Raw genomic sequence first — 25,633 nt, 5'->3', positions numbered from 1 at the left:
CCGGCCCGGACCGCCCGGCCAGGTGGGCGGGGGGAACGAACGGGTCGAGCCGGTCAGCCGGAGTCACCCCGTTGCGCGGTAGCCTGCCGAGCATGGCGGAATCCTCCACCCAGTCCATCATGATCGCCGCGCCGCCGCCCCAGGTGACGGCGGTGATCTGCGACTTCCGGCGATATCCCGAGTGGGCCGACGCGGTCAAGCGGGTCGAGGTGGTCGAGGAGTACGAGGACGGTTACCCGGCCAGGGTTCGGTTCGTCCTGGACGCCTCGGTGATGACCGACGAGTACACCCTGGCGTACGAGTATGCCGAGGACGTCTCGCGGATCGAGTGGCACCTGGTGGAGCCCTCGCGGATGCAGAAGGTCCAGAACGGTTCGTACGACATCGAGGACAACGGGGACGGCACCTCGACGGTGACCTACACCCTGGAGGTCGAGCTTTCGGTCGGCATGCTGGGGATGTTCCGGCGCAAGGCCGAGAAAATGATCATGGATGCCGCACTGACGCAGCTCAAGCGGCGGGTGGAGACTCTCAACGGGACGCGGTGACGGGATCGGGTGGGGCGCCGGACCCACCCGGAGCGGGGCGGGCGTAGAGGAGCCGATCATGGGAGACAGGGGTTCGTACGGCGGAGCGCCCGATCCGGGTTCCGCCCGGGACGAGGCCGAGCGGCTGGTGGCCGCCGCGCTCGCGATGGCCCGCTCGGCCGCGTCGCAGGCGCGGGACCGGGCGAATGCCTTCGGTCCGCTCGGGCAGGTGATCTCCGACGTACTGGACCAGGCCGGGGTGGTGCCCCGACCCGGCCGGCCGGGGTCGGCCACCCCACCGGCGGACCGTCCCGAGCCGACCCCCACCGACCCGCCCCGGGCGGCCCGCCCGCACGGGGCAACGGCGGAACCCGAACCGGAACCGACGCCCGAAGCGGTGGCGGAGCCCCAACCGGCGACCGAACCGGAACCGACGCCTGAAGCGACGGCGCAGCCCCAACCGGCGACCGGGCCGGAAGCGACGGCGCAGCCCCAACCGGCGACCGGGCCGGAAGCGACGGCGCAGCCCCAACCGGCGACCGGGCCAGAAGCGGCGGCGGAGCCCGAACCGGCCGGACCTGAAGCGTCGGCCGGACCCGCAGCGCCGTTCGGGGCCGGGTTCGCCACCGGCGATCCCGAATGTTGCGTCTGCCCGGTCTGCCGCTCCATCGCCGCCCTGCGCGATCCGAGTCCCGAACTCGCCGAGCGGCTGGCCACCGGCGCCGGTGACTTCGCGGCCGGGCTGGCCAGCCTGCTGCGCGCCCTCTCCTCGGTCACCGGCCCCACCGGACGCCGCGACGGTACGGCCCGAACCACCGGCCCGGGCCGGGACGCCGGGGACGACGACGCCGGGGACGACGACGCCGGGAGTCCTACCGCCGTGGTCGGTCCGGAGGCCGAAAGCGGGGACGGCCCGGAGTATTCCGCCGGCCCCTCCACCCCGCCCGGGGACGGGTCGACCGAGGCGCCGGGCAGGTGGCGGGAGACAGTGTGGCGCGATGCGGCCAGCACCAGGCATGATTCGTGGCCGGTGGACGAACCGGACGACGTCTGGGCGGCCGCCACCCGTGCCCAGGCCGGAACCCGGGAGACCGGGACGACCGCCGGCCCGGACCGGGTGACCCCGGCCGGGACGGAACCGGCCCGGCCCGACGCGCCGACGGCTGCCGGTCGACCACCGGTACCCGCGTCGCGGACCCCGGCGGGACCGGTCGCCACCGGTTCCGGCGAGCAGGCCGCACCCGGCCAGGACGGCTGACCGCCGGGCCGGGTCCGCCGGTGCCCACCGGGCCGGCACGGTACGGCGACAGTGGCGTGGCGGGACAGTGACCGCGTGGGTGCGGTGTGGCAGAGGGGAGCGGCTCGGTGACGCTGACCATCGGAGTCGACGTCGGGGGTACCAAGGTGGCAGCCGGGGTCGTCGACGTCGACGGTGAGGTGCGGGCGCAGACACGCCGGGACACTCCCGCCGAGGACGTGGCCGGGACCCGCCACGTGATCGTCGAGGTCGTCAAGGAGCTGGCGGCCGAGCACGAGGTGACCGCGGTCGGCATCGGAGCCGCCGGCTGGATCGACGCCGCCCGCTCCACCGTGCTGTTCGCCCCGAACCTCGCCTGGCGGGACGAGCCGCTGCGCGACTTCGTCGGCAACGCCGTCGGGCTGCCGGTGATCGTGGAGAACGACGCCAACGTCGCGGCCTGGGCGGAGTTCCGGTACGGGGCGGCCCGGGACGCCGACGACTCGATGGTGCTGTTCACCATCGGTACCGGGGTGGGCGGCGGCATCGTGCTCGGCGGGGAGCTACTGCGCGGCGCGCACGGCATCGCCGCCGAACTCGGGCACATGCTCTCGGTACCGGACGGCCACGTGTGCGGCTGCGGCCGGCTCGGCTGCATCGAGCAGTACGCCAGCGGCAACGCCCTGGTCAGGTTCGCCCGGGCCGGTGCCCGGCAGGAGCCGGGCCGGGCCACCATCCTGCTCGACCTGGCCGGCGGTGACGTGGACGCGATCAGCGGGCCGATGGTGACCACCGCCGCCCGCTCCGGCGATCCGGTCTCCGGTACGGCGTTCGCGCAGATCGGCCGCTGGCTCGGTACCGGGCTGGCCGACATGGCGCAGATCCTGGACCCGCAGGTGCTGGTGGTCGGCGGGGGCGTGGTGGAGGCCGGTGACCTGTTGATGGGCCCGACCCGTCGCTCCTATCTGGAGGCTCTGGCCGCGCGTGCCAGAATTCCGGTGGCCGAGATCCGCCCGGCCGAGCTGGGCAACTCGGCCGGGATGGTCGGCGCCGCAGACCTGGCCCGGCGCCGCTAGCCGGGCGGCACACGGGCCGGGGAACAGCAGCGGAGCAAGGGGTACGGCGTGGGTCAGCAGCAGTCCTCCGGCGCGGAGGCGTCACCGGTGCACCTTCGGGTGCTCTCCTACAACGTGCACGGCCAGCGGGACGACGTCGACGCGCTGGCCGAGGCGGTCCGGGCGCTGCGCCCGGACGTGGTGATCGTGCAGGAGGCACCGCGCCGGTTCCGCTGGCGGCACAGGTGCGCGGCCCTGGCCGACCGGCTCGGTCTGGTGGTTGCGGGCGGCGGCCTGCCGGCCCTGGGCAACCTGCTGCTGACCAGTCTCCGGGTCCGGGTCTACCAGACCTGGTGCCGGCAGTTTCCACTGACGCCGGGCCGGCACATGCGCGGTGCGGTCTTCGCCGAGTGCGGGGTCGGGGCGTCCCGGTTCACCCTGGCCGGCTCGCACCTCTCCACCGACCCGGCCGAGCGGCCCGGTCAGGCGTTGCTCCTCAAGCAGGAGCTGGCCGCGACGCGGCTGCCGGTGGTGGTCGGGGCGGACCTGAACGAGAACTCGGGCGGCGGCGCCTGGCGTACGGTCGCCGACGGGCTGACCGACGCGGCCGTGGTGGCCGGCGGCGAGTCCCGGTTCACCTACCCGTGCCAGCAACCGCGCGACCGGATCGACGCGCTCTTCGTCGACCCTCGGATCGGTGTCCTCGACTACGACGTGGTGGACACCGAGCAGACCCGGCGGGCCAGCGACCACTTTCCGATCCGCGCCGACCTGCTGCTCCCGGCCGCCGGCTGACCGAGACCAGGGTGCGGAGCATCGTGCTCGGGCGCGTACCCGCCGCCCCGACACCTACCGGCGGGTGTCCGAGAGCCCGCGATGGGAGTACCTTGTCCGCGTGAATCGTCGCCGATCGCGTGCCGCCGTTGGTTTTGCCCTCTTCGTCGTGCTGTTCGGATCGGGTGTGGTGGTTCCGGGCCCGGCGGCCGCGGCGACGGAGACCATCACCGTCTACGCGGGTGGTGGCGGCGACGACCGGGGGGAGGTGCCCGCCCTCCTCTTCGGTGCCAACCACCGGTACACCTTCGACGGTTACGGGGTGTGGGACGCGGCGGCCGGAGCGCCGGTCCCGGACGTCGTGGCCAAGGCCCGGGCGATGGGCATGAGCCTGCTCCGCTGGCCCGGTGGCACCGTCGGCAACACCGTCTGGTGGAAGGGCACGATCGGCCAGAACCGGATGTGCCAGCGGGACGGCCGGGCGAGCACCCTCGGCGTGCTGGCCGATCCCGCCGACGATGTGCTGCCGGCCCGCAGCCCGTCGTACGGGCTGGACGAGCACATGCGGTTCGCGGCGGCGGTCGGCGCGGAGACCCAGGTCATGGTGCCGATGACCATCGGCAACCCGTTCGACGCGGCCGACCTGGTGGAGTACCTGAACACGCCTTCCGGCGACGGGGTCAACCCCAACGGCGACATCGACTGGGCCGAGGTACGCAAGGCGAACGGGCATCCCGAGCCGTACCGGGTGACCCACTTCGAGCTCGGCAACGAGCACTACCTCGCCAACCAGCGGTACTGGATGGCGCAGAACACCGCGGGCTCCCCGACGCCGGTCAAGGAGGCCATCACCCAGTACATCAACGGGGGCACCCGACGGATCACCGGTGCGGGCCTGGGCAAGCTGACGCTGCGCGACGCCGCGGGTAACAAGCTCTGCACGGGCTCGACGGCGGCGGTGCCCAGCGACGGCACCCCGGGCCAGATCTTCAACGTCACCTACCCGTCGGTGGTGGTGGGCACGTTCACGCTCCGCGTCGGCGGCACCACCTGGCGCCGGGTGGACAGCCTGGACACGGCCGGGCCGACCGACCGGGTCTACACGCTGCGTCCGCACATCGGCGAGGTGGCCTTCGGCGACGGTCGGCACGGGGCGATCCCGCCGAGCGGGGCCTCCGTGGTCGCCGACTACACCTCCACCCACCTCGGCTTCGTCGACTTCTACCGCAAGATGAAGGCCGTCGACCCGAAGATCAGCGTCTGCGCCACCTGGGGGGCGGCGAACTTCCCGGACTGGTTCCGCAAGCTGGCCCCGGCGGGCAGCAGGTACGACTGCCTCGCCATGCACCCGTACACGAACTTCAAGGCGCAGGGCAGGGCTGACTGGGACAGCCCGCTGGAGGCACACGACTGGCACATGCTCAGCGCCTGGGACCAGAGTGAGCAGATGGTCGACGTGCGCGGGGCGGTCGACGCGCACACCGGTACGCCCCACCCGTACGTCGCGGTCTCCGAGTACGGCGCGCTCTGGGGACCCGACCAGGACAACCCCTTCCCCGAGTACGCGCACTCGATGACGCACGCGCTCTACATGGCCACCCAGTGGATCAGCTGGTTGGAGATGGGCATCCCGTGGGCGCTGGGCAACGACTTCTCCTCGCACGGCTGGTACACGTTGCTCGGCCCGCCGAACAGCGGGTTCGTCTACTCCGCCGAGGCGGTCGCCCGGGAGGCCGTCAAGCCGATGTTCGAGTCCCGCGGCAGCTGGATCCGGCACTCGATCGCCGTCGACTCGATGCGGGATCCGTCCGACACGGAGCTGTGTGACGCGAACGCCCCGGCGCGGTGCCGGGAGAAGTACCACAAGCTCTGGGTCACCGCGACGCGTGACCCGGCCGGCGCCGTCTACCTGATGGTGGTCAACCGGTCGCCGACGGCCGGTGACGCGGTCACCGCCCGGGTCGTGGTCAACGGCTTCACCGGCAACGGCACCGCCGAGGTGCGCCAGGTGGCACCCGCCGACTTCACCGCGCACAACGACGCGCAGACACCGAACGCGGTCACCATGGCCCGGTCCACCGTCCCGGTGGACGCCGACGGTTTCAACACGACCTTTCCGCCGTACTCGATAACCCTGCTCAAGCTGCCGCGAGCCTGACACGCCGGAGGCGCGGCCGGTCCCCGCCGGGGTGGTACGTACCGGGCGACCGCGCGCGTTGGGCTGGACAAGGGCGACGGCAGCCGAGAGGATTCCCCCGCACGTCGGCACTCGTGCCGGACAAAAGGAGACTCGTCGGTGTCCACCTTCAGTGACCAGGAGAGCAACGGCCCGGCCGCGACCCTCTGGCGGGACGGGCGCCCGGTCTACGACCGGGCCGGCACCGTCTGCGTGATCGGCGCCGGGGCCAGCGGCCTCACCGCGATAAAGAACCTGAAGGAGTACGGCTTCGGCGTCGACTGCTACGAACGGGAGACCGGGGTCGGCGGGGCCTGGAACTGGCGGCACGACCGCAGCCCGGTCTACGCCAGCACCCACCTCATCTCGTCCCGCCCGCTGACCGAATATCCCGACTTCCCGATGCCGGACAGCTGGCCGGACTATCCGCACCACAGCCAGTTGCTGTCCTATCTGGAGCACTACGCCGACCATTTCGACCTGCGGCCGCACATCTGGTTCGGCACCGAGGTGGTCCGGGTCGAGCCGGCCGACGGGGACCGCTGGGACGTCACCACCCGCAGCACCGGCGGCTACGGCGCCGAGCGCACCTCCCGGTACGCGGCGGTGGTGGTGGCGAACGGGCACAACTGGGCACCGAAGATGCCCTCGTACGAGGGGCTGGAGGAGTTCCGGGGCAAGGTGATCCACGCCTCGGCGTACAAGGACGCGACCCAGATCCGTGGCAAGCGGGTGCTGGTGGTCGGGGCCGGCAACACCGGCTGTGACATCGCGGTCGAAGCCGGCCAGCAGGCGGCGAAGTGCTGGCACTCCACCCGGCGCGGCTACTGGTACGCCCCGAAGTACGCCTTCGGGCGCCCGGCCGACCAGGTCAACGACTCCCTGGTCCCGTTCCGGCTGCCGCTGCGGCTACGGCAGTGGCTGTTCCACCGGATGCTGAACCTGACCGTCGGTGACCTGACCCGGTTCGGGCTGCCCCGCCCCGACCACCGGGTCTTCGAGACCCATCCGATCGTGAACAGCCACCTCGTCCACCAGCTCGGGCACGGGTCGATCACGCCGGTGCCGGACGTTGGCCGGTTCCGCCGCAACAGCGTGACCCTGGTCGACGGAGAGGAGATCGAGCCGGACCTGGTCGTCTTCGCCACCGGCTACCTGCCGCGCTTCGAGTTCCTCGCGCCGGAGCTGCTCGGCACCGACGCGGCGGGCCGGCCGGCCCTCTACCTCAACGCCTTTCCGCGGCGGCATCCGACGCTGGCCGTGGCCGGCCTGCTCCAGGCGGATTCCGGCCTGCTGCCGCTGGTGCACTGGCAGACCGTGGTGATCGCCCGCTGGCTCCGGCTGCGCGAGACGGCGCCGGATCGGGCCCGCTCCTTCGCGGCCCGGATCGATGCCGAGGCCGGCAACCGGTGGCACTCCGCCAAGGTGAAGGAGAGCACCCGGCACTGGTTCGAGATCGGGCACATCGACTACCTGCGCGTGTTGCAGCGCACCCTGGACGAGATGGAGGTGGCGGCGTGAAGACCCGGGTCGTACGGGTGCGGGACTGGACCCGTCCGGTGCCGGCGGTGTTCCGTGAGGTACGCGCCGCCACGCCGGAGGCGCCGGAGGGCAAGCCGCCACTGCTGTTCGTACCCGGATTCGGGCACGGGGCGTGGGCGTTCGCCGAGCACTGGCTCGAACACGCCGCGTCGCGGGCGTTTCCGGCGCACGCGGTCAGCCTGCGCGGGCACGGCGGCAGCGGGCCGGCGCCGGATGCGACGCTGCGGGCGTACGCGCACGACGTGGTCCAGGTGGCCACGGGCCTGGACCGGCAGGCGGTGCTGGTCGGGCACGGTGCCGGCGCGCTCGTGGTGGCACACGCGCTGGCCCGCTATCCGGCCCGGGCCGGTGTGCTGCTCGCGCCGGTCTTCGGCGGCTGGCGCACCCTGGGCACCGCGCTGCTGCGCAACCCCGTCGGGACGCTGCCGGCGGTCTTCGGCGGGCGGCTGCGACTGCACCACCGGCAGTTGTTCAGCCGGGAGCTGCCGGACGCGGCGGCCCGGGAATACACTGCCCGGCTCGGTCGCGCCTCCGCCCGGGCCCAGTGGCAGCTGCTCTGGCAGCGGTCGGTCGAGCCGGCGGTGGGCAACCCGCCGGTGCTGGTGGTCGGTAGCCCCGACGACCGGGTGGTGCCGCCGGCGGCGCTGACCCGGGCGGCCGGCCGGTACGGCGTCGCCCCGCTGCTCTTCCCCGGGATGGGGCACGACATGATGCTGGACGCCCGGTGGCGGGAGCCGATCGACGCGATCCTCGACTGGCTCGACAAGAACCCCGCCGCCTGACCACCCACCCGGCGCCCCATGATCCAGTAGCGTTCGGCGCGCTCCGGCGAGCCCAACCACCGGATCATGGGGCGCCTCGTGCGGGGCGGGTCAGGTGGTGATGCGTTGCAGCAGGTTGCCGCTCTGGTCGAGTGCGGTCAGGTAGGACCGGGCCCAGGCCTGGATGTCGTTCACCCGCAGCTGCTCGCGCATCGCGGTCATCCTGGCGGTCAGGTCGGCCGGGATGGCCTGGAGCGCGTGCATCAGGGTCAGCTTGAGCCCCTCCAGGTCGTGCGGATTGACCAGGAACGCCTCCGGGAACTCCGCGGCGGCACCGGCGAACTCGCTGAGCAGCAGGGCTCCGCCGTTGTCGACCCGGGCCGCCACGTACTCCTTGGCGACCAGGTTCATCCCGTCCCGCAGCGGGGTCACCGCCATGATGTCGGCGGCCCGGTAGAGCGCGGCGAGCTCCGCCCGGTCGAACGGTTGGGTGAGGTAGTGGATCGCCGGTTCGCCGACCCGCCCGAACTCGCCGTTGATCCGGCCGACCTCGCGCTCGACCCGCTCGCGGAGGATCTGGTACTGCTCGACCCGCTCCCGGCTCGGGACCGCGACCTGCACCATCACGGTGTCCCGCACCTTGACGTGTCCGGTGGCCAGCAGTTCGCTGTACGCCTTCAGCCGCTGCTCGATGCCCTTGGTGTAGTCCATCCGGTCGACGCTGAGCAGTACGTGCTGGGGGTCGCCGAGGTCTCGCCGGATCCGGGCGGCCCGGGCGGCCACGTCCGGGCAGCCGGCCAACGCCTCCATCTCGGCCATGTCGATGGAAACCGGGAACGCACCGATCCGCACCACCCGGTCGTCGACGGCGATCCGCCGGTCGGTGGCGGCCAGCCCGAGCACCTTCGTGGCGAGCTGGGCGAAGTTGTGCGCCGCCTGCGGGCGCTGGAAGCCGACCAGGTCGGCGCCGAGCATCCCGAGCAGCAGTTCGGCGCGGCGGGGGAGCTGCATGAACAGCTCCGGTGGCGGGAACGGCACGTGCATGAAGAAGCCGATCCGCAGGTCGGGGCGGATCGTCCTCAGCAGTCCGGGTACGAGTTGCAGGTGGTAGTCCTGCACCCAGACCACTGCGCCCGGCTCGGCGGCCTCCGCGGCGGCCTCGGCGAACCGCTGGTTGACCCGCTGGTACGCCTCCCACCAGCGACGGTGGTAGACCGGCTGCTCCACCGCGTCGTGGTAGAGCGGCCAGAGCGTCGAGTTGGCGAAGCCCTCGTAATGGTCCCGTACGTCGTCGCGGGCCAGCGCGACGGTGTGCATGCGTACGCCGTCGATGTCGGCGAGCATGGGGGCGGGGCCGGTGCCGCCGGCCCAGCCCACCCAGGTGGCCGGGGTGTGTTGGAGCAGGGGGTGCAGGGCGCTGACCAGTCCACCGGGACTGCGGCGCCATTCACAGGCGCCGTCCGGCGCCACGCTGTCGTCTACGGGCAGCCGGTTGGCCACCACCACGAGGGAACTCTGTCGCAATCGGGCACCTCGTTCCGGGCGAGGCGACCACCGCGAATAGGAGCGATCGGGGCAGTCGTGAGGGGTACGTAACTTACAGCAGTATTCCTACTGAGGCGAAATTACGCGAGTGTTACGCCTTGCCTCCACCCGGTGATGAATCTCGCGATCTGGACGGCGCGGGTCAGACCACCGCACCGTCGTCGGGGTCGTCGTCCTCGTCGTTGCCCGGCCGCAGCCGCCAGACCAGCGTGACGAAGCCGCCGAGGATGCCGGCGAAGCCGAGCAGGGTGACCAGGCCCCGGTCGATCGGCAGCAGGTGCGGGAAGAGGAAGAGCGTGAAGCCGGCGACGATGGCCAGCACCCCGACCACGGCGTACTTCGAGAGCCGGGGCAGCGGTGGCGGTGGCGGCGGTACGTAGCGTTCCTCCGGGTCGTCCGGCAGGTCCGCGCCGAAGGTGTCCAGCCCGTCGAGCAGTGACGGGTCGTCGGCCCGGCCGCCGACCGAGATCCCGGAGAACTCGGTCGCGGACGGCAGCCGGCGTACGCCCGGGTCGGCCGGCCCGGGCAGGTCCGGGCCCGGCCGGGTGGTCGCCGTCCCGGCGGCCCGGTCCGTCGACTCGCCGACGGCGACGTCCTCGGCGGCGGGCCAGGACCGGGAGTCCGCCGCGACCTCGGTGTGGTAGCCGGCGATGATCCGGGCCCACTCCGCCTCCACGTCCGGGTCGGGGTCGGGTCGGGGCGCCGGTGGCTGGCTCGGGGGGTCCTCGTCGGCGAGCTGGGTCAGGTAGTCCTTGGCGGTGGCCAGGAAGCTGCGGTCGACGTACAGCCGGTCCACCGGCCGGGGCGGCACCGTGGTGGTCCGGGTCACCGGGTTCAGGTCGGCCGAGGGTTGCAGGTAGGCGGCGATGCCGCCCGCCGCCAGCACGTCGAGCAGGTGCTCGCCCAGCCGCGGGTCCACGTCGCCGGCGACGGCGTACTCCGTCGCCTCCAGCCCGTTGTCCCGCCGTCCCCGGCGGGCGCCACCCGCTGACACCCGACACCCTCCCTACCGGCCCGTGACGCGGGCGACCGTGTTGCCGACCGCCGCTGCGCCGATTGTGCCGTGCAATGAATCGTGACACGGCGGGCACGGGTTGCGGGAGTGCGTTGTGGCGCGGCGTACCCGCTTCGTAGGCTTCTTGCCGACAGTTCCCGCCCGCGGCCGTCGACGGCGCCCCGACGCGTACCGTGTCCGTGCCCCGCCTCGGCGGCCGACGTGGGGACGCGCGGGACTCTCGGGAAGGACACCGGTGCTGTACGGGCTGATGAAGTACGTCATCCTCGGGCCGTGGCTGAAGTTGATCTTCAGGCCACAGGTCGAGGGGAGGGAGAACGTGCCCGACTCCGGTCCGGCGATCATCGCCAGCAACCACCTGTCGTTCTCCGACTCGATCTTCATGCCGCTGATGGTCAAGCGAAAAGTGACCTTCGTGGCGAAGGCCGAATACTTCACCGGCAGAGGGCTGAAGGGCGCGCTGGTGCGGATGTTCTTCGTGGGTACCGGCACCATCCCGGTGGACCGCTCCGGCGGGCGGGCCGCGCAGGCGGCGCTGGACACCCAGCTCAAGGTGCTGCGGGCCGGCAATCTGGCGGGGATCTACCCGGAGGGGACCCGCTCGCCGGACGGCCGGCTCTATCGCGGCAAGACCGGGGTGGCCCGGCTCGCGCTGGAGAGCGGCGCCCCGGTCGTCCCGGTGGTGATGCTGAACGCCGACGAGATCCAGCCGCCCGGAAAGCTGCTGCCGAGGATCAAGCGGGTGAAGATCAGGTTCGGCCGGCCGCTGGACTTCTCCCGGTACGCCGGCATGTCCGGGGACCGGTTCGTCGAGCGGGCGATCACCGACGAGATCATGTACGAGCTGATGGAGCTCTCCGGCCGGGAGTACGTCGACATCTACGCCCAGAAGGTCAAGAACCAGCAACCGACGGCGGCCGCCGGCAAGCTGGCCACCGACTCGTCCGCCGGCCCGCTGGCTGCCTGACGCCCCGACTGGCTGCCTGACGCCCGACTGGCGCTGCCTGACGGGCGGGTCGGTCGGGTCGACGGCCGGCGTCAGCAGGCGAGCATCGGGGTGCCGGCGCCTGGCGCGGGCGGGGTGTGGCCGAGCCGGAGCAGGCCGGGCACCCGGTTGCGCAGCGCGAAGCCGCGCACCTCGGCCAGCGCCGCCTCGGCGGCGGAGTCGTCGCCGGCCCGCGTCAGCTCACCCGCGGCGAGCGCCAGCCCGAACATCCGGTCGGTCACGTCCGGGATCTGCGCGTAGCTCTCCGCCGCAGCCGTGTAGAGCTGCCCGGCCCGGGCATGGTCGCCGTCCGCGCCGGCCAGCGCGGCGGTCACGGTACGCAGCGCCGCCTCGACCCAGAGCGTGGAGTGGGTGACCGCGTCCAGCATGCCCCGGACGCGTACCGCCGAGTCCCGACCGGTGAGTGCGGCCGCGTACGAGGCGGCCGGGATCCACTCCCCGCTGGCCAGCGCCGGCACCGGCGCCCACGACCCGGCCAGCTCGTCGAGCAGCGCCGCCGCCTCCCGGGTACGCCCCTGCAGGGCCCGGCAGAGCGCGCCCAGGCCGAGCATGTTCCAGTGCAGCCGGTGGAAGCCACTGCGCCGGGCGGTCACCAGGGCGTCCGTCACGTCGTCGGATGCGGCCACCCCGGGGCGGCGACCGGCGGGTGTTCCGCCCGGCACCGGCTCGGCACGCAGCACCCGCAGGTACGCCCGCATCCCCCGGACCTGCATGTCCCAGCGACCGGCCGGGGTGCCCACGAAGCCGTCGGCCACGGTCAGCAGCCGGCCGATGTCGCCCTCGTAGTACGCCCGCACCGCCTCCGCCGAGCCGCCGGTGGAGAGCGCCTCGGCCTGGGCCAGCGCGGGGCAGGAGGCGACCAACTCGTCGGCGCGGATCCAGTCGCCCTCCTCCCGCATCACGTGCGAGAGGTTGCGCACCACCCGGGGCATGACGACGAGCTGGGAGTCCTGACAGAACCGGAGGATGGCGTGCAGCTCGTCCAGCCCGGCGCGGTCGCCGGACTGGTAGCGGGCGGTCGCCACGGTGATCCGGGCGTCGGTCTGGGTCTCGACCAGGTCGAGCCGCTCGGCGATGTCGGCCGCCGCGCCGGCCGCGGCCACCGCCGGGTCGCGTTCGTAGTTGAGCATGTGCAGCCGGCCCAGCTCGGCGTAGGCGTCCGCCTTCTGCGCGGTGTCCGGCAGCGCGTCGAACAGCTCGACGGCCCGGTCCAGGCAGGACAGTGCCTCGGCCCGGTCGGCCCGCAGCCAGGCGGCCTTGCCGAGCAGCGTCCAGGCCCGGGCCGCACCGCCCGGCTCGTCGTACGCGTATAGCCGGTCGGCCAGCGCGTGCAACTGGTCGGTGCCGCCGGCGGCCAGGAAGGCGGTGCCGTCGCGGAAGTACGAGATCTCGGTGAGCAGCAGCTCCAGTTGTAGCCTGCCGACCGGATCGCTCTCGTCGGCCAGCCCGAGCGCCCGGCCGGCATGGTTTGCCGCCGCGTCGAGCGCGTGCAGCGCGTACGCCCGCCGGGCCGCCCGGTGCAGCGCATCCCGGGCCGGCGGGGCGTACCGCTCGGTGTCCACCCCGAGGGTGTGCGCGATCTCGTGCGCCGCCCAGCGGTGGTGGGCCAGCACCTCGGCCAGGTCGGTGTCCCGGCCCCGGGACATGTCGTCCAGCCAGTTCGCCGTCCGGTCGTGCCGGGCGACCCGTTCGGTCCGGGGGAGCCGCTGATAGCAGACGTCCCGGACCAGCACGTGCCGGAACCGGAACTCCGGCTGGCCGGCCATCGCCGAGCTGGCCTGCTCGTGCACGAAGTCCCGCTGCTCCAGCCGGCGCAGCGCCCGCTCCACCGCCTCGACCGGCTGGCCGAGGGCGGCGGCCACGGCTCCCGGCCAGAACTGCATGCCGACCACCGAGGCGGCCAGCAGCACCATCCGGTCGGGTCCGTCCAGCAGGTCCACCCGGTTCGCGATCACCGAGTGCACGCTCTCCGGCATCGCGAGGTCGTGCTGCTTCTCCAGCGACCAGCCCCGGCCGGACTGACGCAGGGCACCCTGCTCGACCAGCATCCGGACGTACTCGTGGGCGTAGAGCGGGTTGCCGTCGGCCACCTCGACCAGCGGGCTGAGGGTGTCGATCGAGAAGGCCGCCTGGCCGAAGATGTGCCCGTAGAGCGAGGCGATGCCGGTGTCCCGCAACGGCGGCAGGGTCACGGTCATCGAGCCGGTGATGGTGCCGGCCCAGCTCGGTTCCCGGTTGACCAGCTCGGGACGGGCGGTGCAGAGCAGCAGCAGCGGCACGTTCTGCGCGTACGCCCCGAGCAGCTCGACGAAGTTCAGCATCGCCTGGTCGGCCCAGTGCAGGTCCTCCAGGACCAGCACCGTCGGTTGGCGGGCGGCGAGCGCGACCAGGAACCGTCGCCACGCCGACTCGGACTCCTCGGCCGGCAGGGTCGGCCCGGGCAGCCCGACCACCGGACGCAGCGCGTCCATCAACCGGTCCGCCGGGCCCGGCCCGACCAGGTCGACCAGCGCCGACTTCAGCCGGCGGGTGGCGGTCGGCGCCGGGTCGGTGTCCAGGATCCCGGCCTCGGCCTTGACGATGTCGGCCAGCGCGGCGAACGTGACGTTCTCGCCGAACGGCCGGCACCGGCCGACCCGCCAGGTCAGCGGCTCGTCGGTGAGCCGTTCGGTGTGCCGGAACAGCTCCCGGACCAGCCGGCTCTTGCCGATGCCGGCGTGCCCGAGCACCGTCACCATCTGCGGCAACCGGTCCCGCATCGACCGGTGCAACGCGTTGACCAGCAGGCCCAGCTCGTGCTCCCGGTCGATCAGCGGGGTGGTGTCCGGCTCCCGGTCCGGCGGCTGTCGGTCGACCGGGGCCAGCGCCAACCACACCTCGGTCGGCGAGGAGCGTCCGCGCAGGGTCACCGGCGCCTGCTCGGAGTAGCGGACCGCGTCCCGGGTCAGCGCGTACGTGGTGCCGCAGACGAGCACCCCGCCGGGCGGTGCCACCGACTGCATCCGGGAGGCGGTGTTCACCACGTCACCGGCCACGATGGCCTGACCGCCGTCCCGGGCCGCGGCCACGTCGACCAGCGCCTCGCCGGTCGCCACCCCCACCCGGAAGCGCAGGTGGTCGGCGCCGGTCGGGGTGAACCGGGTCAGCACCCGCTGCAACTCCAGACCCGCCCGTACGCAGCGCAACGGGTCGGTCTCGGTTGCCACCGGCGCCCCGAAGATCGCCATCACGGCGTCGCCGATGTACTTCTCCACCACCCCGCCGTACTGACCGATGACCCGGCGGGCGGCCGAGAAGAAGGCGGTCTGCATGCCCCGGACCAGCTCCGGGTCGGCCCGCTCGACGTACGGGGTGAAGTCGATGAGGTCCACGAAGAGTACGCTGACCCGCCGCCGGTCCTCCTGGCTCATCGGGGCCGGCCGGGCGGGCTGGGTCGGTCGGGGCTTGCCGCAGGCCGTGCAGAACGCGGCATCGGCGGCCAGTGGCTGGTCACAGTGCGGGCAGGCCGGGGTCAGCTCGGTGCCGCAGCCGCCGCAGAAGCGGTCGCCAGCGGCGGCGATCCGGCCGCATCTGGTGCAGGTAGCGGAGATGCCGTCCTCCTACCGCGTCGAAGGGACGTGCTGTCCACCTCCGGCGGCGCCGCCCGGCCGTGGCCGCCGGGCCGGAGGCTGGGCGGGCCGCCGGCGAGTCGGGTGTGCGGGGAATGCGCCACCGCCGAGTATCGAGTGTCCGGCCCGGTGTCGGGAACCGGGCTGTTAGCTAGCGGACACTCCCACCCATAGTGATCCAAGATACAGTCGTTGACGCCTACCGATCGACGAGTTATCAGGGAGATGGGCAATGGTGTACGTCCGACTGGAGAAGGAGTGGACCGACGGCGACGGCGTCGGTCACTCCTCTGGGGACATGATCGACGTGGACGCCGCCACCCTGGCGAAGCTCCAGGCCGCCGGGATCGTCGGCGGGGAGAACGCCGACCTGCCGGGAGCGGGCGGCGGAGGCAGCCAGAGCACGACCAACTGGCCCGGGGCGACCTGATCCTCCCGGCGCCCGGCACCTGACCCGGGCGTTCCGGAGGCCGTACTCCGGCTCCGGGACGCCCGCCGTCGTGTCCGGGTTGCTCGTCGTGTCGTCGGTTCCCCGTCGTGTCCGGGGTGCTCGGTGCGGTCCGGCCGGTGGGTGGGTCAGCGCTCGGCCATGCCGGCGCGGCGGCGCAACGCCGCCACATCGGTCACCACGATCCGCCGCCCCTCGGTACGCAGCCAGCCCCGGCTGGCGAACGACCCGATGGCCTGGTTGACGCTCTGCCGCGAGCCGCCGGCCATCTCGGCCAGCTGGCTCTGGTTGAGCTCGATGGTGATCATCGGCGCCTGGCTCTCGCCGGCCAGCCGGACCAGCGTCTTGGCGACCCGGCCGGGCAGGTCGAGGAAGACGTGATCGGCGTTCTGCTCGGTCAGTCGGCGGATCAGCCCGCCCAGCGACCGCATCACCGCGTCCAGGATCCGCGGATTGGAGTGCACCAGCTCCATGAACGCGCCCCGGGACAGCGCCAGGGCGGTGCAGTCCTCGATCGCCTCGGCGGACGCCGATCGGGTGGAGGCGTCCAGTAGGGACACCTCGCCGAGTACGTCCGGCGGGCGGATGACGTTGAGCACGGCACGCTCGCCCGTCGGCGCGGTGCGGAACACCGCGACCGCCCCCCGGCGCAGGACGATCAGAGACTCGCCGGGATCGTTCTCGACGAACAGCAGCTGCCCCTTGCGATAGGTGCGCGGCACCGCCGCGGCGATCACCCGTTGGCGCACCTCTGGCTCAAGGCCGGCGAACATGTCGACGCCCGTGAGGGCGTCGCCCGGCTCAGGCAGGCGAACCTCCACGGCTCAACCCCTCCCCGGTAAATATCCCAGTTTTGCTCTCGATCGACCCGCAACCGACCGGAGAAGCAAGGTGAAACTGATACCGGTAGGGTCCGGTAGCGGTACACATCAGATCATGACGGTCGTGTCGCTTGCTGTACACCCCTCAAATCACTTCTGTGACAGTTCTGCTGCTGACCTGCGGGCATTCTGGTGTCAGATCCGCCACTGGGTGGGGACCGTACGGGGGCGTGGCGGATGCGTGGGGGCGCGGGAAGCCGCGACCGGCCGGAGGCGAGCAAGTCCCGCTGGCCGGCCGCGGTGGACCCGGCCACGATCGGCGTGGGGGCGCCGATCGGGCCGACAGGGACGGCGTGTTGATCGCCGACACTTGAACGATCACCACGCCGACCTTGTCCGCGCAGTACCCCGACCGGGCGCGGCCGGCGCCGAATGGTGGAAATTCCACCCCCGATTCCCGTACGGCGGGACGGATGGGCGAGGATGGCGGGGATGGTCTACCGCTATTTCTACGACTGCGAGTTCATCGAGGACGGCCGCCTCGTCGACCTCGTCTCAATCGGTGTCGTCGACGAGTACGGTCGTGAGTTCTACGCGGTCTCCACCGAGTTCGACGACTCCCGGGCGGTGCCGTGGGTACGCCGGCACGTGCTGGACAAGCTGCCGTCGCCGGGCGACCGGGCGTGGCGTTCCCGGGAGCGGATCCGGGACGATCTCTACGAGTTCCTGATGGAGCCGGTCCGGGACCGGCCGGGGGAGAAGCTGGAGCTCTGGGCCTGGTACGCGGCCTACGACCACGTGGCGCTCGCCCAGCTCTGGGGAGCCATGCCGGCGCTGCCCCGGGAGATACCCCGGTTCACCAAGGAGCTGCGCCAGCGCTGGGAGGACCGGGGCAGTCCGCCGCTGCCGGACGCCGCCGCCGACCGGCACGACGCACTGGTCGACGCCCGGCACAACCTGGCCCGGTGGCAGGCGATGCACGGCCCGCCACCGCGGTCCTGAACCGGTTTACGGCTCATGATCGGTTGCGCCCGGATGAAGATCATCGGGTCAGCCACGCCCACCTCGCCCGGGGTACGGTGGTCCTGCCCCGGACGGGCGACTACAGTGCGCAATGACGGCCCGCCCCGGGCCGGCAACGACGCCGACGGTCTGACCTGACTACCACCCTGGGGCTTGACGGGCTCAATCGAAGCTCCTGGAGGAGAAGCAGATCATGCGTATCGGCGTGCTCACCGGTGGTGGTGACTGCCCGGGTCTGAACGCGGTGATCCGAGCGGTGGTGCGTAAGGGTGTTGCCACCTACGACCACGAATTCGTCGGGTTCCGTAACGGCTGGCGCGGCCCGCTGGAGGGGCTGACCAGGCCGCTCGGCATCGCCGAGGTGCGGGGCATCCTGCCGCGCGGTGGCACCATTCTCGGCTCCTCCCGGACCAACCCGTTCAAGATCGAGGGCGGGGTCGAGCAGATCAAGAACAATCTGGCGGAGCAGGGCGTGGACGCGCTGGTGGCGATCGGCGGCGAGGACACCCTCGGCGTTGCCACCAAGCTGCACGATCTCGGGGTCCAGGTGGTCGGCGTACCGAAGACGATCGACAACGACCTCGGTGCCACCGACTACACCTTCGGGTTCGACACCGCGGTCAACATCGCGATGGAGGCGATCGACCGGCTGCACACCACCGCCGAGAGCCACCACCGCACCCTGGTCGTCGAGGTGATGGGCCGGCACGCCGGCTGGATCGCCCTGCACGCCGGTCTGGCCGGCGGCGCGAACGTGATCCTGCTGCCGGAGCGGCAGTTCGACGTCGACCAGGTCGCGACCTACGTCGAGAAGCGCTTCCAGAAGCAGTACGCCCCGATAGTGGTGGTCGCCGAAGGTGCCCAGCCGCTCGACGGCCAGATGCGCCTGCAGAACCAGGAACTCGACGCGTTCGGGCACGTCCGGCTCGGTGGCATCGGGCAGTGGCTCGCCGAGCAGTTGGAGGAGAAGACGGGCAAGGAGGCCCGGACGGTCGTGCTCGGGCACATCCAGCGCGGCGGTACCCCGACCGCGTTCGACCGGGTGCTCGCCACCCGGCTCGGCCTGCATGCGATCGACGCCGTCAACGAGGGCGACTGGGGCAAGATGGTCGCCCTGCAGGGCACCGACATCGTCCGGGTCCCGCTGGCCGAGGCGACCCGCGAGCTGAAGACCGTGCCGCTGCACCGCTACAGCGAGGCCGAGGTCTTCTTCGGCAGTTGACGGTCGCGGTCCCGGGGTGGCCCCTCGTGGCCGGTTCCGAGCGGTCGGCCGACCGCTCGCCGGACGCGGGGCCGCCCCGAGCCCCCTTCCACTCGCGAGGAGGAGCGATGGCGCCGGGAGCGCACACCGTTGCCGTGATCGGCACCGGCAAGATCGGTGAACTGATGCTCTCCGGGCTGCTTCGGGCGGGCTGGCCGGTGGACCGGCTGCTGGCGACCACCCGGCGGCAGGGCCGGGCCGAGGAGATCGCCATCCGGTACGGCGTACGGGTGGTGGACAACCTGGTGGCGGTCGCCGAGGCGGACGTCCTCACGGTGTCGGTCAAGCCGCAGGACGCCGACGCGCTGCTCGACGAGATCGGCCCGAAGGTACCGGCCGACAAGCTGGTCGTCTCGCTCTGCGCGGGGCTGCCGACGAACTTCTTCGCCCGGCGGCTGCCGGAGCGCACCCCGGTGATCCGGGTGATGACCAACACACCGGCCCTGGTCGACCAGGCGATGACGGCGATCTCCGCCGGGGTGCACGCCACCGCGGAGCACCTGGAACTCGCCGAGGAGATGTTCCGGCCGCTGGGCGCGACGATCCGGGTGCCGGAATCCCAGCAGGACGCGGTGACCGCGCTCTCCGGCTCCGGCCCGGCCTACTTCTATCTGCTGGTCGAGGCGATGGTCGACGCCGGCATCCTGCTCGGGCTGCCCCGCCAGGTGGCACACGAGCTGATCGTGCAGACCGCCATCGGTTCGGCGGTGATGCTGCGCGACTCCGGCGAGCACCCGGTGAAGCTGCGCGAGGCGGTGACCTCGCCCGCCGGTACCACCATCTCGGCGATCCGGGAGCTGGAGAACCACGGCGTACGCGCCGCGCTGCTGGCGGCGCTGGAGGCGGCCCGGGACCGGGCGCGGGAGATTGCCGCGCAGAACGACTGAGCGGTACCCGTCCGGCCCGCCGCCGGTCCCCGGTGGCCCATACTGTGCGCGTGTTCACCCTTGCCCAGGCACGTCACCTGGCCGCGACGCTGCGGCCCCGGATCGACGAGCTGATCGTGCTCCGCGCGGACCTGACCGAGCTGCGGGTCGACCTGACCGAGCGGGGCGAGAGCCCGCTGGGCGGGCTGGCCGAGGTCAAGGGCCTGGAGGCCCGGATCTTCGGCATCCTGGAGGAGCTGACCGGGCACGACATCCAGGTCAAGGGCTTCGCCCCGGTGCTGCTCGACTTTCCCGGTGAACGGGCCGGCCGGCCGGTGCTCTGGTGCTGGCTGGAGGGGGACAGCGACCTGAGGTGGTACCACCGGGTGGAGTGCGGTTTCGCGGGCCGGCGCCCGGTCTGACCCCGCCGGGACGGGCCCGGCGGGGTCGCCTCGACCGATCCCGGTCAGCCGGAACGGGATCCGCCGGTCACCCGCCAGGCTCGGACGATGGTCTGCTCGACGCGGTTGCCGTCCCGGTCGACGGCGGTCACCCGGAGGGTGGCGAACTCCGTTCCGGCGGGGGCGGCCGGCAGGGTCGCCACCACCTCCCGGCCGCCCCGGGTACCCGCGTCCCGCCAGTGCGCACCGTCGTCGTACGAGACGGCGACCCTTACCGTGAACCGCCCCGGTCCCGTCGCTCCGGGCTGGTATCCGGGGTGCAGTACCAGCCGGTACGGCCGATCGGCCCGGACCGCGTTGGTCAGGTCGGTCTCGATGTCGTAGCCGAGCTGCGGCAGCGGCAGCACCACCGGCCGCTCGCCCCGGGGTCGCCCGGAGCGGAACGTCCAGGTCGTCGACGTGGCGGTCGAGGTGGTCCACCAGGGACGCTCGGGGAACGAGTCCCGAACGACGTCGAGGCGGAGCTGGTAGCGCCCGGTGCCGCGCGGCACGGTGAACTGGGCGGACGACCCGCTGCTCCGGCCGACGACCCTGCCGTCCCGGGTCAGGGTCAGCTCGCTGCGGTCGGAGCGGCCGTCGACCCAGCCGTACGCGGTGACGTCGCCGTCCGCGTACTGCGGGACCGCGACCCGGATCGCGTCGTACGCCCGGTTCACCGGCAGCCCGTACGCGTGGTCGGGCGTCACCGTCGCCGGTACGGCGGGCCGGGTCAGGGCCGGGAACCACACCTGGCGGGCCCGCTCGCCGGCCCGGTACGTCCGCAGCGGACCCCACATCTGCCCCTGCGGGTTACCGACCTGGTACGCCTCCAGGATCGCGCTGCTGCGCCAAGCGACGCCCCGGGTGTTGACGTGGTCGGTGCGCCGGTGCGCGGCGGTGATGGTCCGGCTGAAGCCGAATCCGGTCGACACCCCGTCCGGGTAGCCGGAGCGGGTCTCCCGGGCGAGCATCTCCGGCGTGTGCCGGTGGAACTCGGACTCCACGGTGGCCAGCGCGAGCTCGTCGGCGCGGTAGTGCAGGTCCGTCGGCACCCGGCCCTGCTCCGGCAGTAGCAGGTCGTAGCGGTAGGGCGACCGGGCGACGGCGTCCAGCGCGACCGTCGCCGGCCCGGCCGCCAGCCGTTCCCGCAGCCGCTGCGCCACGCCCGAGTCCACCCGGTACGCCGGCACCGGCGAGCCGTACCCGTTGGCGAAGTGGTAGCCCGGCGTCGGCCCGGCCAGGAAGACCGCCCGGGCGCCGGCCGCACCCGCCGCCCGCAACTGCGCGACGCCGGGATCCTCCGCGCCACCCGGGTCGAGCCGGACCAGCACCACCGCGTCCCGGGCCCCGGCCCGGGCCAGTTCGGCGGGGGTGCCGTCGCCGCCGTCGACCAGCCGGGCGCTGCTCCGGCCGTCCAGCAGCGGTGCACCGTCGACCTTCCGCGGTTCCGGCACCGGGAAGCCGTCCGGGCCGGTCACCGTGGCGGTGAGCACCGGCGCGGCCAGGTCCCACCGACTGAAGAACCGGAAGGTACCGGTCGACACCGGTCGGGTCGGCGTCGCGTACACCCGGCGGATGGTGTCCACGTTGAACGACTCGCCGGAGAGCAGCGACGCCGCCGCCGTACCGCGCTGCCAGACCAGTGCCGCCTGGGCGGCGCTGGTCGGGTCCGGGGTGTCGATCCGGATCTCCCGCCCGCTGCGGGCGTCGTGCCGCACCGTCCGGTCCGCCTCGACGGTCAGCTCCGGTTCGGCGATCAGCGTGGCGTCCCTCGGGTAGCCCGACTCGGACATGGTGAACATCCAGGTCGCCAGGGCGTAGCGGCCGGCCGGCAGCTCGACGCTGCCGGACTGCCCGTCGAGGAAGTGCACCCAGTGCTCCTCGCCGGTGTCCAGGTTGAACAGTTGGGATCGGCTGAAGAAGTCGGTGGGAGGCTGGCCTTCCCGGTCCACCGCGTGGATCGTCAGGCGGTGGGTCGGCGGGACGAGGTGGAACCCGATCGGGGTACGCAGTTCGGTGCCGCCGCCCCGGGCGGTCAGCAGTCCGGCGTACAGGTTGGGTGCGGTACGGGTCGGGTCGAGCCGGACGACCGCGCTGGCCCGCCCGCCGGCCGGTACGGTGAGCCGGGCCGGCGAGACGCCGATGGCCGCACGCCGCTGGTCGGCCCCGAGGGCGCGGGCCTCGACGGCGAGGTGGAGCGTCACCGGCCGGCGGCCGGGGTTCGTGAAGCCGACGGTGGCCTTCCGGGTCGGCGTACCGGCGGGAACCCGGCCCAGGGCGAGCGTCGCGGTGTCGACGGTGACCGGCTGGTCCAGGGCGTCGGCGACGTCCACCCGGCCGGCGCCGTGGGTCTGCACCGGCGTGTCCCTGGTCCCGGTGGCGCTGCTGACCAGGGCCGCCTTGAGCTGGTCGGCCCGCCAGTCCGGGTGCCGCTGTGCGAGCAGTGCCGCCGCACCGGAAACGTGCGGGGCGGCCATCGAGGTGCCGGACATCGAGGTGTGGTCGGCGTCGATCACCTCGCCGAGGGTGGTGCCGGCGGCGCGGGCCGCCACGATGCCGACCCCGGGGGCGGTGATCTCCGGCTTGACCGCGCCGTCGCCGAGTCGCGGGCCCCGGCTGGAGAAGTCGGCGATCCGGTCCCGGCCGTCGACCGCGCCGACCGTCAGGGCCCGGTCCGCGGTGCCCGGCGTGCTGACCGTTTGCCGGCCCGGTCCGGCGTTGCCGGCGCTGACCACGAAGAGTGCCCCGGAGCTGGCGGTGAGCGCGTCGAGCGCCACGGTGACCGGGTCCGGTCCCTCACCGGCCGGGCCGCCGAGGCTCAGGTTGACCACCCGGGCGCCCTGGCGCACCGCCCACTCCATGCCGGCGATCACCCAGGAGAGGTCTCCGGACCCGTGGTCGTCGAGCACCTTGCCGATGAGCAGCCGGGCGCCTGGGGCGACACCCTTGCCGCCCGGTCCCTTGCCGTCGGCGGTGCCGGCGCCGGCGATGGTGGCGGCGACGTGGGTGCCGTGCCCGACCCGGTCGGTGGTGTCGGGGCTACCGGTGAAGCTGGCCGCCGCGGCGACCCGACCGGCGAGGTCGGGGTGGTTCGGGTCGTAGCCGCTGTCCAGTACGGCGACCTTCACGCCCCGGCCGTCGTACCCGGATCGCCACGCCCGCGGGGCACCGATCTGCGGCACGCTCTCGGCCAGGTCGGCCCGGACCCGCCGGTCCAGCCACAGCTTGCCGAAGCCGCTCGCCAGCGTGCTGGCGCCGGCCGCCGTCGGGCCGGACTTCGACCGGTTGCCGTCGGCGTGCGGGCCGCCGGTGACGGCGGACCAGAAGTCGGCGGCCCGGGACTTCTCGGTGCCGACCGCGATCGCCCCGATGCTGGGCAGTTCGCGGTGCCGGGTGGCGCCGGTCGGGGTCACCGGCGCGGCGGCCCGCGGGCCGGGCCCGGCCGGGGCACCGGTGAGCAGCAGCGGCAGGCTGGAGCGGGCCGCGTCGGAGTAGCCCTCGGCCACCAGGTCGGTGACGTTGAACAGGGCCGGGTCCACCCGCCCGGCGTTGACCAGCGGGAGCGCCTCGTACGGCGTGACGTGCAGGTCGCCGTCGCGCTCGGAGAGCTGGAAACCGAGCCCCCTGCGCGGGCCCCGGTCGTCCACCTCTGCGGTCTGCCGACCGTCGGCGAAGGTGTGCAGCCGGACGACGTCCCCGGTGACCAGGGTGACGGTGTGCACCGCCGCCGGTCCGGAGGGGACCGCTGGCGCGACTGCGCCACCGTGCGGCGCGGCGGCGGCCGGTGGGGGCCCGGCGGCCAGGATGGCGACGGCGACCGCGAGCGCGACGACCGTACGTGGTGGCTTGACCACGAAAGCTCCCTTGACGTGCTGCTAGATCATCGGGCAGCGTCACACTTCGTCACCGGACCGGTAAAGGATCTACAGTGAGCGCAACTGCGCCATGACCTAGATGCGCCAGGAGGGTCGGCCGTGCTGAAGTTCGCCGGGCTGAGCGCGGTGGAGGAGTCGGCGTACCTGGCGCTGATCCGGCAGGGCGGCGCCCGGCTGGTCGAACTCGGGGACCGGCTCGGGCTGTCGGAGGTGCGGGTACGCCGGGTGGTCGGGGTCCTCGAACGCGAGGGCTTCGTGCACCGCACCCCACCACCGGCCGAACGGGTCGTACCGGTGCCGCCCGACCTCGCCGTCGAGCAACTGATCCGGCGCCGGTACGCGGAACTGGAACTCACCCGGGAGGCGGCGCACCGGCTCGCCGCCGAGGCGCAGGGGCGGGCGAGCAACCGGCGTACCGAGGAGCTGATCGAGATCGTCTCTGGGCGGGCGGCGGTCGGCCGGGCCTTCGAACGGGTGCAGCGCAGCGCGCGGCAGGAGATGAGGGTGCTGGTGGCACCGCCGTACGCGGTGCCGACCTCGGTGAACAGCACCCAACTGGACCGGGAGGCCGCCGGGGTGACCTACCGGGCGGTGTACGACAGCAGCGCGCTGGACGATCCCGAGTTCGCGGCCAGTGTCGCCGCGCACGTCCGGGCGGGTGAACAGGCCCGGCTCGCCGTCGCGCTCCCCACCAAGCTGGCCGTCGCGGACCGAACCCTGGCGTTGCTCCCGCTGGCCTGGACCGCGTCCGCACACAACGCGGCGCTGCTGGTGCACCCGTGTGGCCTGCTGGACGCCCTGGTGGCGCTCTTCGAGACGCTCTGGACCCAGGCGACACCGCTGCCGGCGGCCGGCGGTGCCGGTGACCACCAGCGGGGCACCGGGCCGGAGCGGCTGCCGACGGAGGCCGGCATCTCCGCCGAGGACCGGCACCTGCTGTCGCTGCTGGTGTCGGGCCTGACCGACGAGGCGGCCGGTGCCCGGCTCGGGCTGAGCCGCCGGACCGTCGTACGCCGGGTGCAGGTGCTGATGCAGCGCACCAACTCCCGCTCCCGGCTGCAACTCGGCTGGCAGGCCCACGAGCGCGGTTGGCTCTGAGGCCGGGCCGCTGCTGGGGCCGGTCTGCGGCCCGGGACTACCGCGGCAGTACCCGCTCGATGGCGGTGGTGATCTCCGGCGACTCCGGGGCGACCTGCGGCGCGAACCTGGCGACCACCACGCCGTCCGGGTCGACCAGGAACTTCTCGAAATTCCACCGGACGTCGCCGGAGTGACCCTCGTCGTCCGCCGTGTCGACCAGCGCGGCGTAGAGCGGGTGCCGGCCGGCTCCGTTCACGTCGACCTTCTCGGTGATCGGGAAGGTCGCGCCGAAGGTGGACCGGGCGAACTCGGCGATCTCGGCCGGGGTGCCCGGTTCCTGGCCGGCGAACTGGTTGCTGGGTACGCCGAGCACGGTCAGCCCGCGGTCCGCGTACGTCTCGTGCAGGACCTGTAGCCCGGCGTACTGCGGGGTCAGTCCGCACTTGGAGGCGAGGTTGACCACCAGCATGGCGGTACCCCGGAACTGCTCCAGGCCGACGAAGCCGTCACCGGTCAGCGCACCGATCTGGACGTCGAAGACGCTCACCGGGCGTCCCCGCCGCCGGGCCGCCG

Annotated in this window: 20 protein-coding genes; 14 read left to right on the top strand and 6 right to left on the bottom strand. The window is 73.0% G+C overall.

Annotated elements, in window-relative coordinates:
• Positions 1-92: 92 nt before the first annotated feature.
• From EV371_RS03505 to EV371_RS03475, 7 genes are all read left to right on the top strand, one after another.
• Positions 93-548: an SRPBCC family protein gene (locus tag EV371_RS03505; protein WP_130460768.1), complete on the top strand. Its 456-nt coding sequence runs from the start codon at positions 93-95 to the stop codon at positions 546-548.
• Between the two features lie 58 nt (positions 549-606).
• Positions 607-1,785 (top strand): DNA polymerase III subunit gamma/tau domain-containing protein, encoded by a 1,179-nt coding sequence (locus EV371_RS34055; protein ID WP_486484462.1) that lies wholly within the window; start codon positions 607-609, stop codon positions 1,783-1,785.
• Between the two features lie 107 nt (positions 1,786-1,892).
• Positions 1,893-2,840 carry an ROK family glucokinase gene (locus EV371_RS03495; protein ID WP_130460767.1) on the top strand — a complete coding sequence of 316 codons (948 nt, stop codon included), beginning with the start codon at positions 1,893-1,895 and terminating at the stop codon, positions 2,838-2,840.
• A 48-nt stretch (positions 2,841-2,888) separates the two neighbouring features.
• Positions 2,889-3,614 (top strand): endonuclease/exonuclease/phosphatase family protein, encoded by a 726-nt coding sequence (locus EV371_RS03490; protein ID WP_349338589.1) that lies wholly within the window; start codon positions 2,889-2,891, stop codon positions 3,612-3,614.
• A 100-nt stretch (positions 3,615-3,714) separates the two neighbouring features.
• The gene (locus EV371_RS03485; protein WP_130460766.1) at positions 3,715-5,751 is read left to right on the top strand and encodes an alpha-L-arabinofuranosidase C-terminal domain-containing protein; all 2,037 of its coding nucleotides are present in this window, start codon (positions 3,715-3,717) and stop codon (positions 5,749-5,751) included.
• Positions 5,752-5,889: 138 nt separating this feature from the next.
• Complete coding sequence (locus EV371_RS03480) at positions 5,890-7,290, top strand: NAD(P)-binding domain-containing protein (RefSeq protein WP_130460765.1); 1,401 nt, start codon at positions 5,890-5,892, stop codon at positions 7,288-7,290.
• Complete coding sequence (locus tag EV371_RS03475; protein WP_130460764.1) at positions 7,287-8,093, top strand: alpha/beta fold hydrolase; 807 nt, start codon at positions 7,287-7,289, stop codon at positions 8,091-8,093. Before EV371_RS03480 ends, EV371_RS03475 begins: the two co-directional genes overlap by 4 nt.
• Before the next feature lie 90 nt (positions 8,094-8,183).
• Here the strand turns inward: EV371_RS03475 and EV371_RS03470 are convergent, their stop codons facing one another.
• Positions 8,184-9,596, bottom strand: a complete 1,413-nt coding sequence (locus EV371_RS03470; protein ID WP_130460763.1) for a trehalose-6-phosphate synthase — start codon at positions 9,594-9,596, stop codon at positions 8,184-8,186.
• Between the two features lie 163 nt (positions 9,597-9,759).
• Positions 9,760-10,611, bottom strand: a complete 852-nt coding sequence (locus EV371_RS03465) for a DUF308 domain-containing protein (RefSeq protein WP_130460762.1) — start codon at positions 10,609-10,611, stop codon at positions 9,760-9,762.
• Positions 10,612-10,867: 256 nt separating this feature from the next.
• On the opposite strand from EV371_RS03465, the gene EV371_RS03460 reads away from it, so the two are divergent.
• Positions 10,868-11,599 carry a 1-acyl-sn-glycerol-3-phosphate acyltransferase gene (locus EV371_RS03460; RefSeq protein ID WP_130460761.1) on the top strand — a complete coding sequence of 244 codons (732 nt, stop codon included), beginning with the start codon at positions 10,868-10,870 and terminating at the stop codon, positions 11,597-11,599.
• Between the two features lie 71 nt (positions 11,600-11,670).
• Here EV371_RS03460 and EV371_RS03455 read toward each other — a convergent pair whose 3' ends face one another.
• The gene (locus tag EV371_RS03455) at positions 11,671-15,228 is read right to left on the bottom strand and encodes an adenylate/guanylate cyclase domain-containing protein (protein WP_130460760.1); all 3,558 of its coding nucleotides are present in this window, start codon (positions 15,226-15,228) and stop codon (positions 11,671-11,673) included.
• Between the two features lie 250 nt (positions 15,229-15,478).
• On the opposite strand from EV371_RS03455, the gene EV371_RS03450 reads away from it, so the two are divergent.
• Positions 15,479-15,676, top strand: coding sequence for a hypothetical protein (locus EV371_RS03450; protein WP_130460759.1), 198 nt, complete (start codon positions 15,479-15,481; stop codon positions 15,674-15,676).
• A gap of 146 nt (positions 15,677-15,822) precedes the next feature.
• Here the strand turns inward: EV371_RS03450 and EV371_RS03445 are convergent, their stop codons facing one another.
• Complete coding sequence (locus EV371_RS03445) at positions 15,823-16,515, bottom strand: Crp/Fnr family transcriptional regulator (RefSeq protein WP_101367233.1); 693 nt, start codon at positions 16,513-16,515, stop codon at positions 15,823-15,825.
• Positions 16,516-17,007: 492 nt separating this feature from the next.
• Between EV371_RS03445 and EV371_RS03440 the strand changes: the two genes are divergently transcribed.
• The 4 genes from EV371_RS03440 to EV371_RS03425 all read left to right on the top strand — a co-directional run bounded on the left by EV371_RS03440 (position 17,008) and on the right by EV371_RS03425 (position 20,087).
• The gene (locus EV371_RS03440; RefSeq protein WP_130460758.1) at positions 17,008-17,517 is read left to right on the top strand and encodes a polyadenylate-specific 3'-exoribonuclease AS; all 510 of its coding nucleotides are present in this window, start codon (positions 17,008-17,010) and stop codon (positions 17,515-17,517) included.
• Positions 17,518-17,731: 214 nt separating this feature from the next.
• A complete protein-coding gene (locus tag EV371_RS03435; RefSeq protein WP_130460757.1) occupies positions 17,732-18,760 on the top strand; it encodes an ATP-dependent 6-phosphofructokinase in 1,029 nt (342 codons plus the stop codon).
• A gap of 107 nt (positions 18,761-18,867) precedes the next feature.
• Positions 18,868-19,686 (top strand): pyrroline-5-carboxylate reductase, encoded by an 819-nt coding sequence (gene proC / locus EV371_RS03430; RefSeq protein WP_130460756.1) that lies wholly within the window; start codon positions 18,868-18,870, stop codon positions 19,684-19,686.
• A 50-nt stretch (positions 19,687-19,736) separates the two neighbouring features.
• The gene (locus EV371_RS03425) at positions 19,737-20,087 is read left to right on the top strand and encodes a DUF2203 family protein (RefSeq protein ID WP_130460755.1); all 351 of its coding nucleotides are present in this window, start codon (positions 19,737-19,739) and stop codon (positions 20,085-20,087) included.
• Between the two features lie 44 nt (positions 20,088-20,131).
• Here the strand turns inward: EV371_RS03425 and EV371_RS03420 are convergent, their stop codons facing one another.
• Entirely contained in the window at positions 20,132-23,959 is a 3,828-nt protein-coding gene (locus EV371_RS03420) for a S8 family serine peptidase (RefSeq protein WP_130460754.1), read from the bottom strand.
• A 120-nt stretch (positions 23,960-24,079) separates the two neighbouring features.
• Here EV371_RS03420 and EV371_RS03415 point away from each other — a divergent pair, with 120 nt between their 5' ends.
• Positions 24,080-25,078: a helix-turn-helix domain-containing protein gene (locus EV371_RS03415; RefSeq protein ID WP_130460753.1), complete on the top strand. Its 999-nt coding sequence runs from the start codon at positions 24,080-24,082 to the stop codon at positions 25,076-25,078.
• A 37-nt stretch (positions 25,079-25,115) separates the two neighbouring features.
• Here the strand turns inward: EV371_RS03415 and EV371_RS03410 are convergent, their stop codons facing one another.
• A complete protein-coding gene (locus EV371_RS03410; RefSeq protein WP_130460752.1) occupies positions 25,116-25,607 on the bottom strand; it encodes a glutathione peroxidase in 492 nt (163 codons plus the stop codon).
• Positions 25,608-25,633 lie beyond the last annotated feature (26 nt).

This window comes from Plantactinospora sp. CNZ321 (genome assembly GCF_004217235.1).
Note: the sequence above shows the minus strand (reverse complement) of the source record. Positions and strands in the feature narration are given on the sequence as shown.

Excerpts from the sequence above, each read along its gene's own strand:
- EV371_RS03505 (WP_130460768.1), top strand. The coding sequence starts at position 93 with ATGGCGGAATCCTCCACCCAGTCCATCATGATCGCCGCGCCGCCGCCC.
- EV371_RS34055 (WP_486484462.1), top strand. The coding sequence starts at position 607 with ATGGGAGACAGGGGTTCGTACGGCGGAGCGCCCGATCCGGGTTCCGCC.
- EV371_RS03450 (WP_130460759.1), top strand. The coding sequence starts at position 15,479 with ATGGTGTACGTCCGACTGGAGAAGGAGTGGACCGACGGCGACGGCGTC.
- EV371_RS03440 (WP_130460758.1), top strand. The coding sequence starts at position 17,008 with ATGGTCTACCGCTATTTCTACGACTGCGAGTTCATCGAGGACGGCCGC.
- EV371_RS03435 (WP_130460757.1), top strand. The coding sequence starts at position 17,732 with ATGCGTATCGGCGTGCTCACCGGTGGTGGTGACTGCCCGGGTCTGAAC.
- proC (WP_130460756.1), top strand. The coding sequence starts at position 18,868 with ATGGCGCCGGGAGCGCACACCGTTGCCGTGATCGGCACCGGCAAGATC.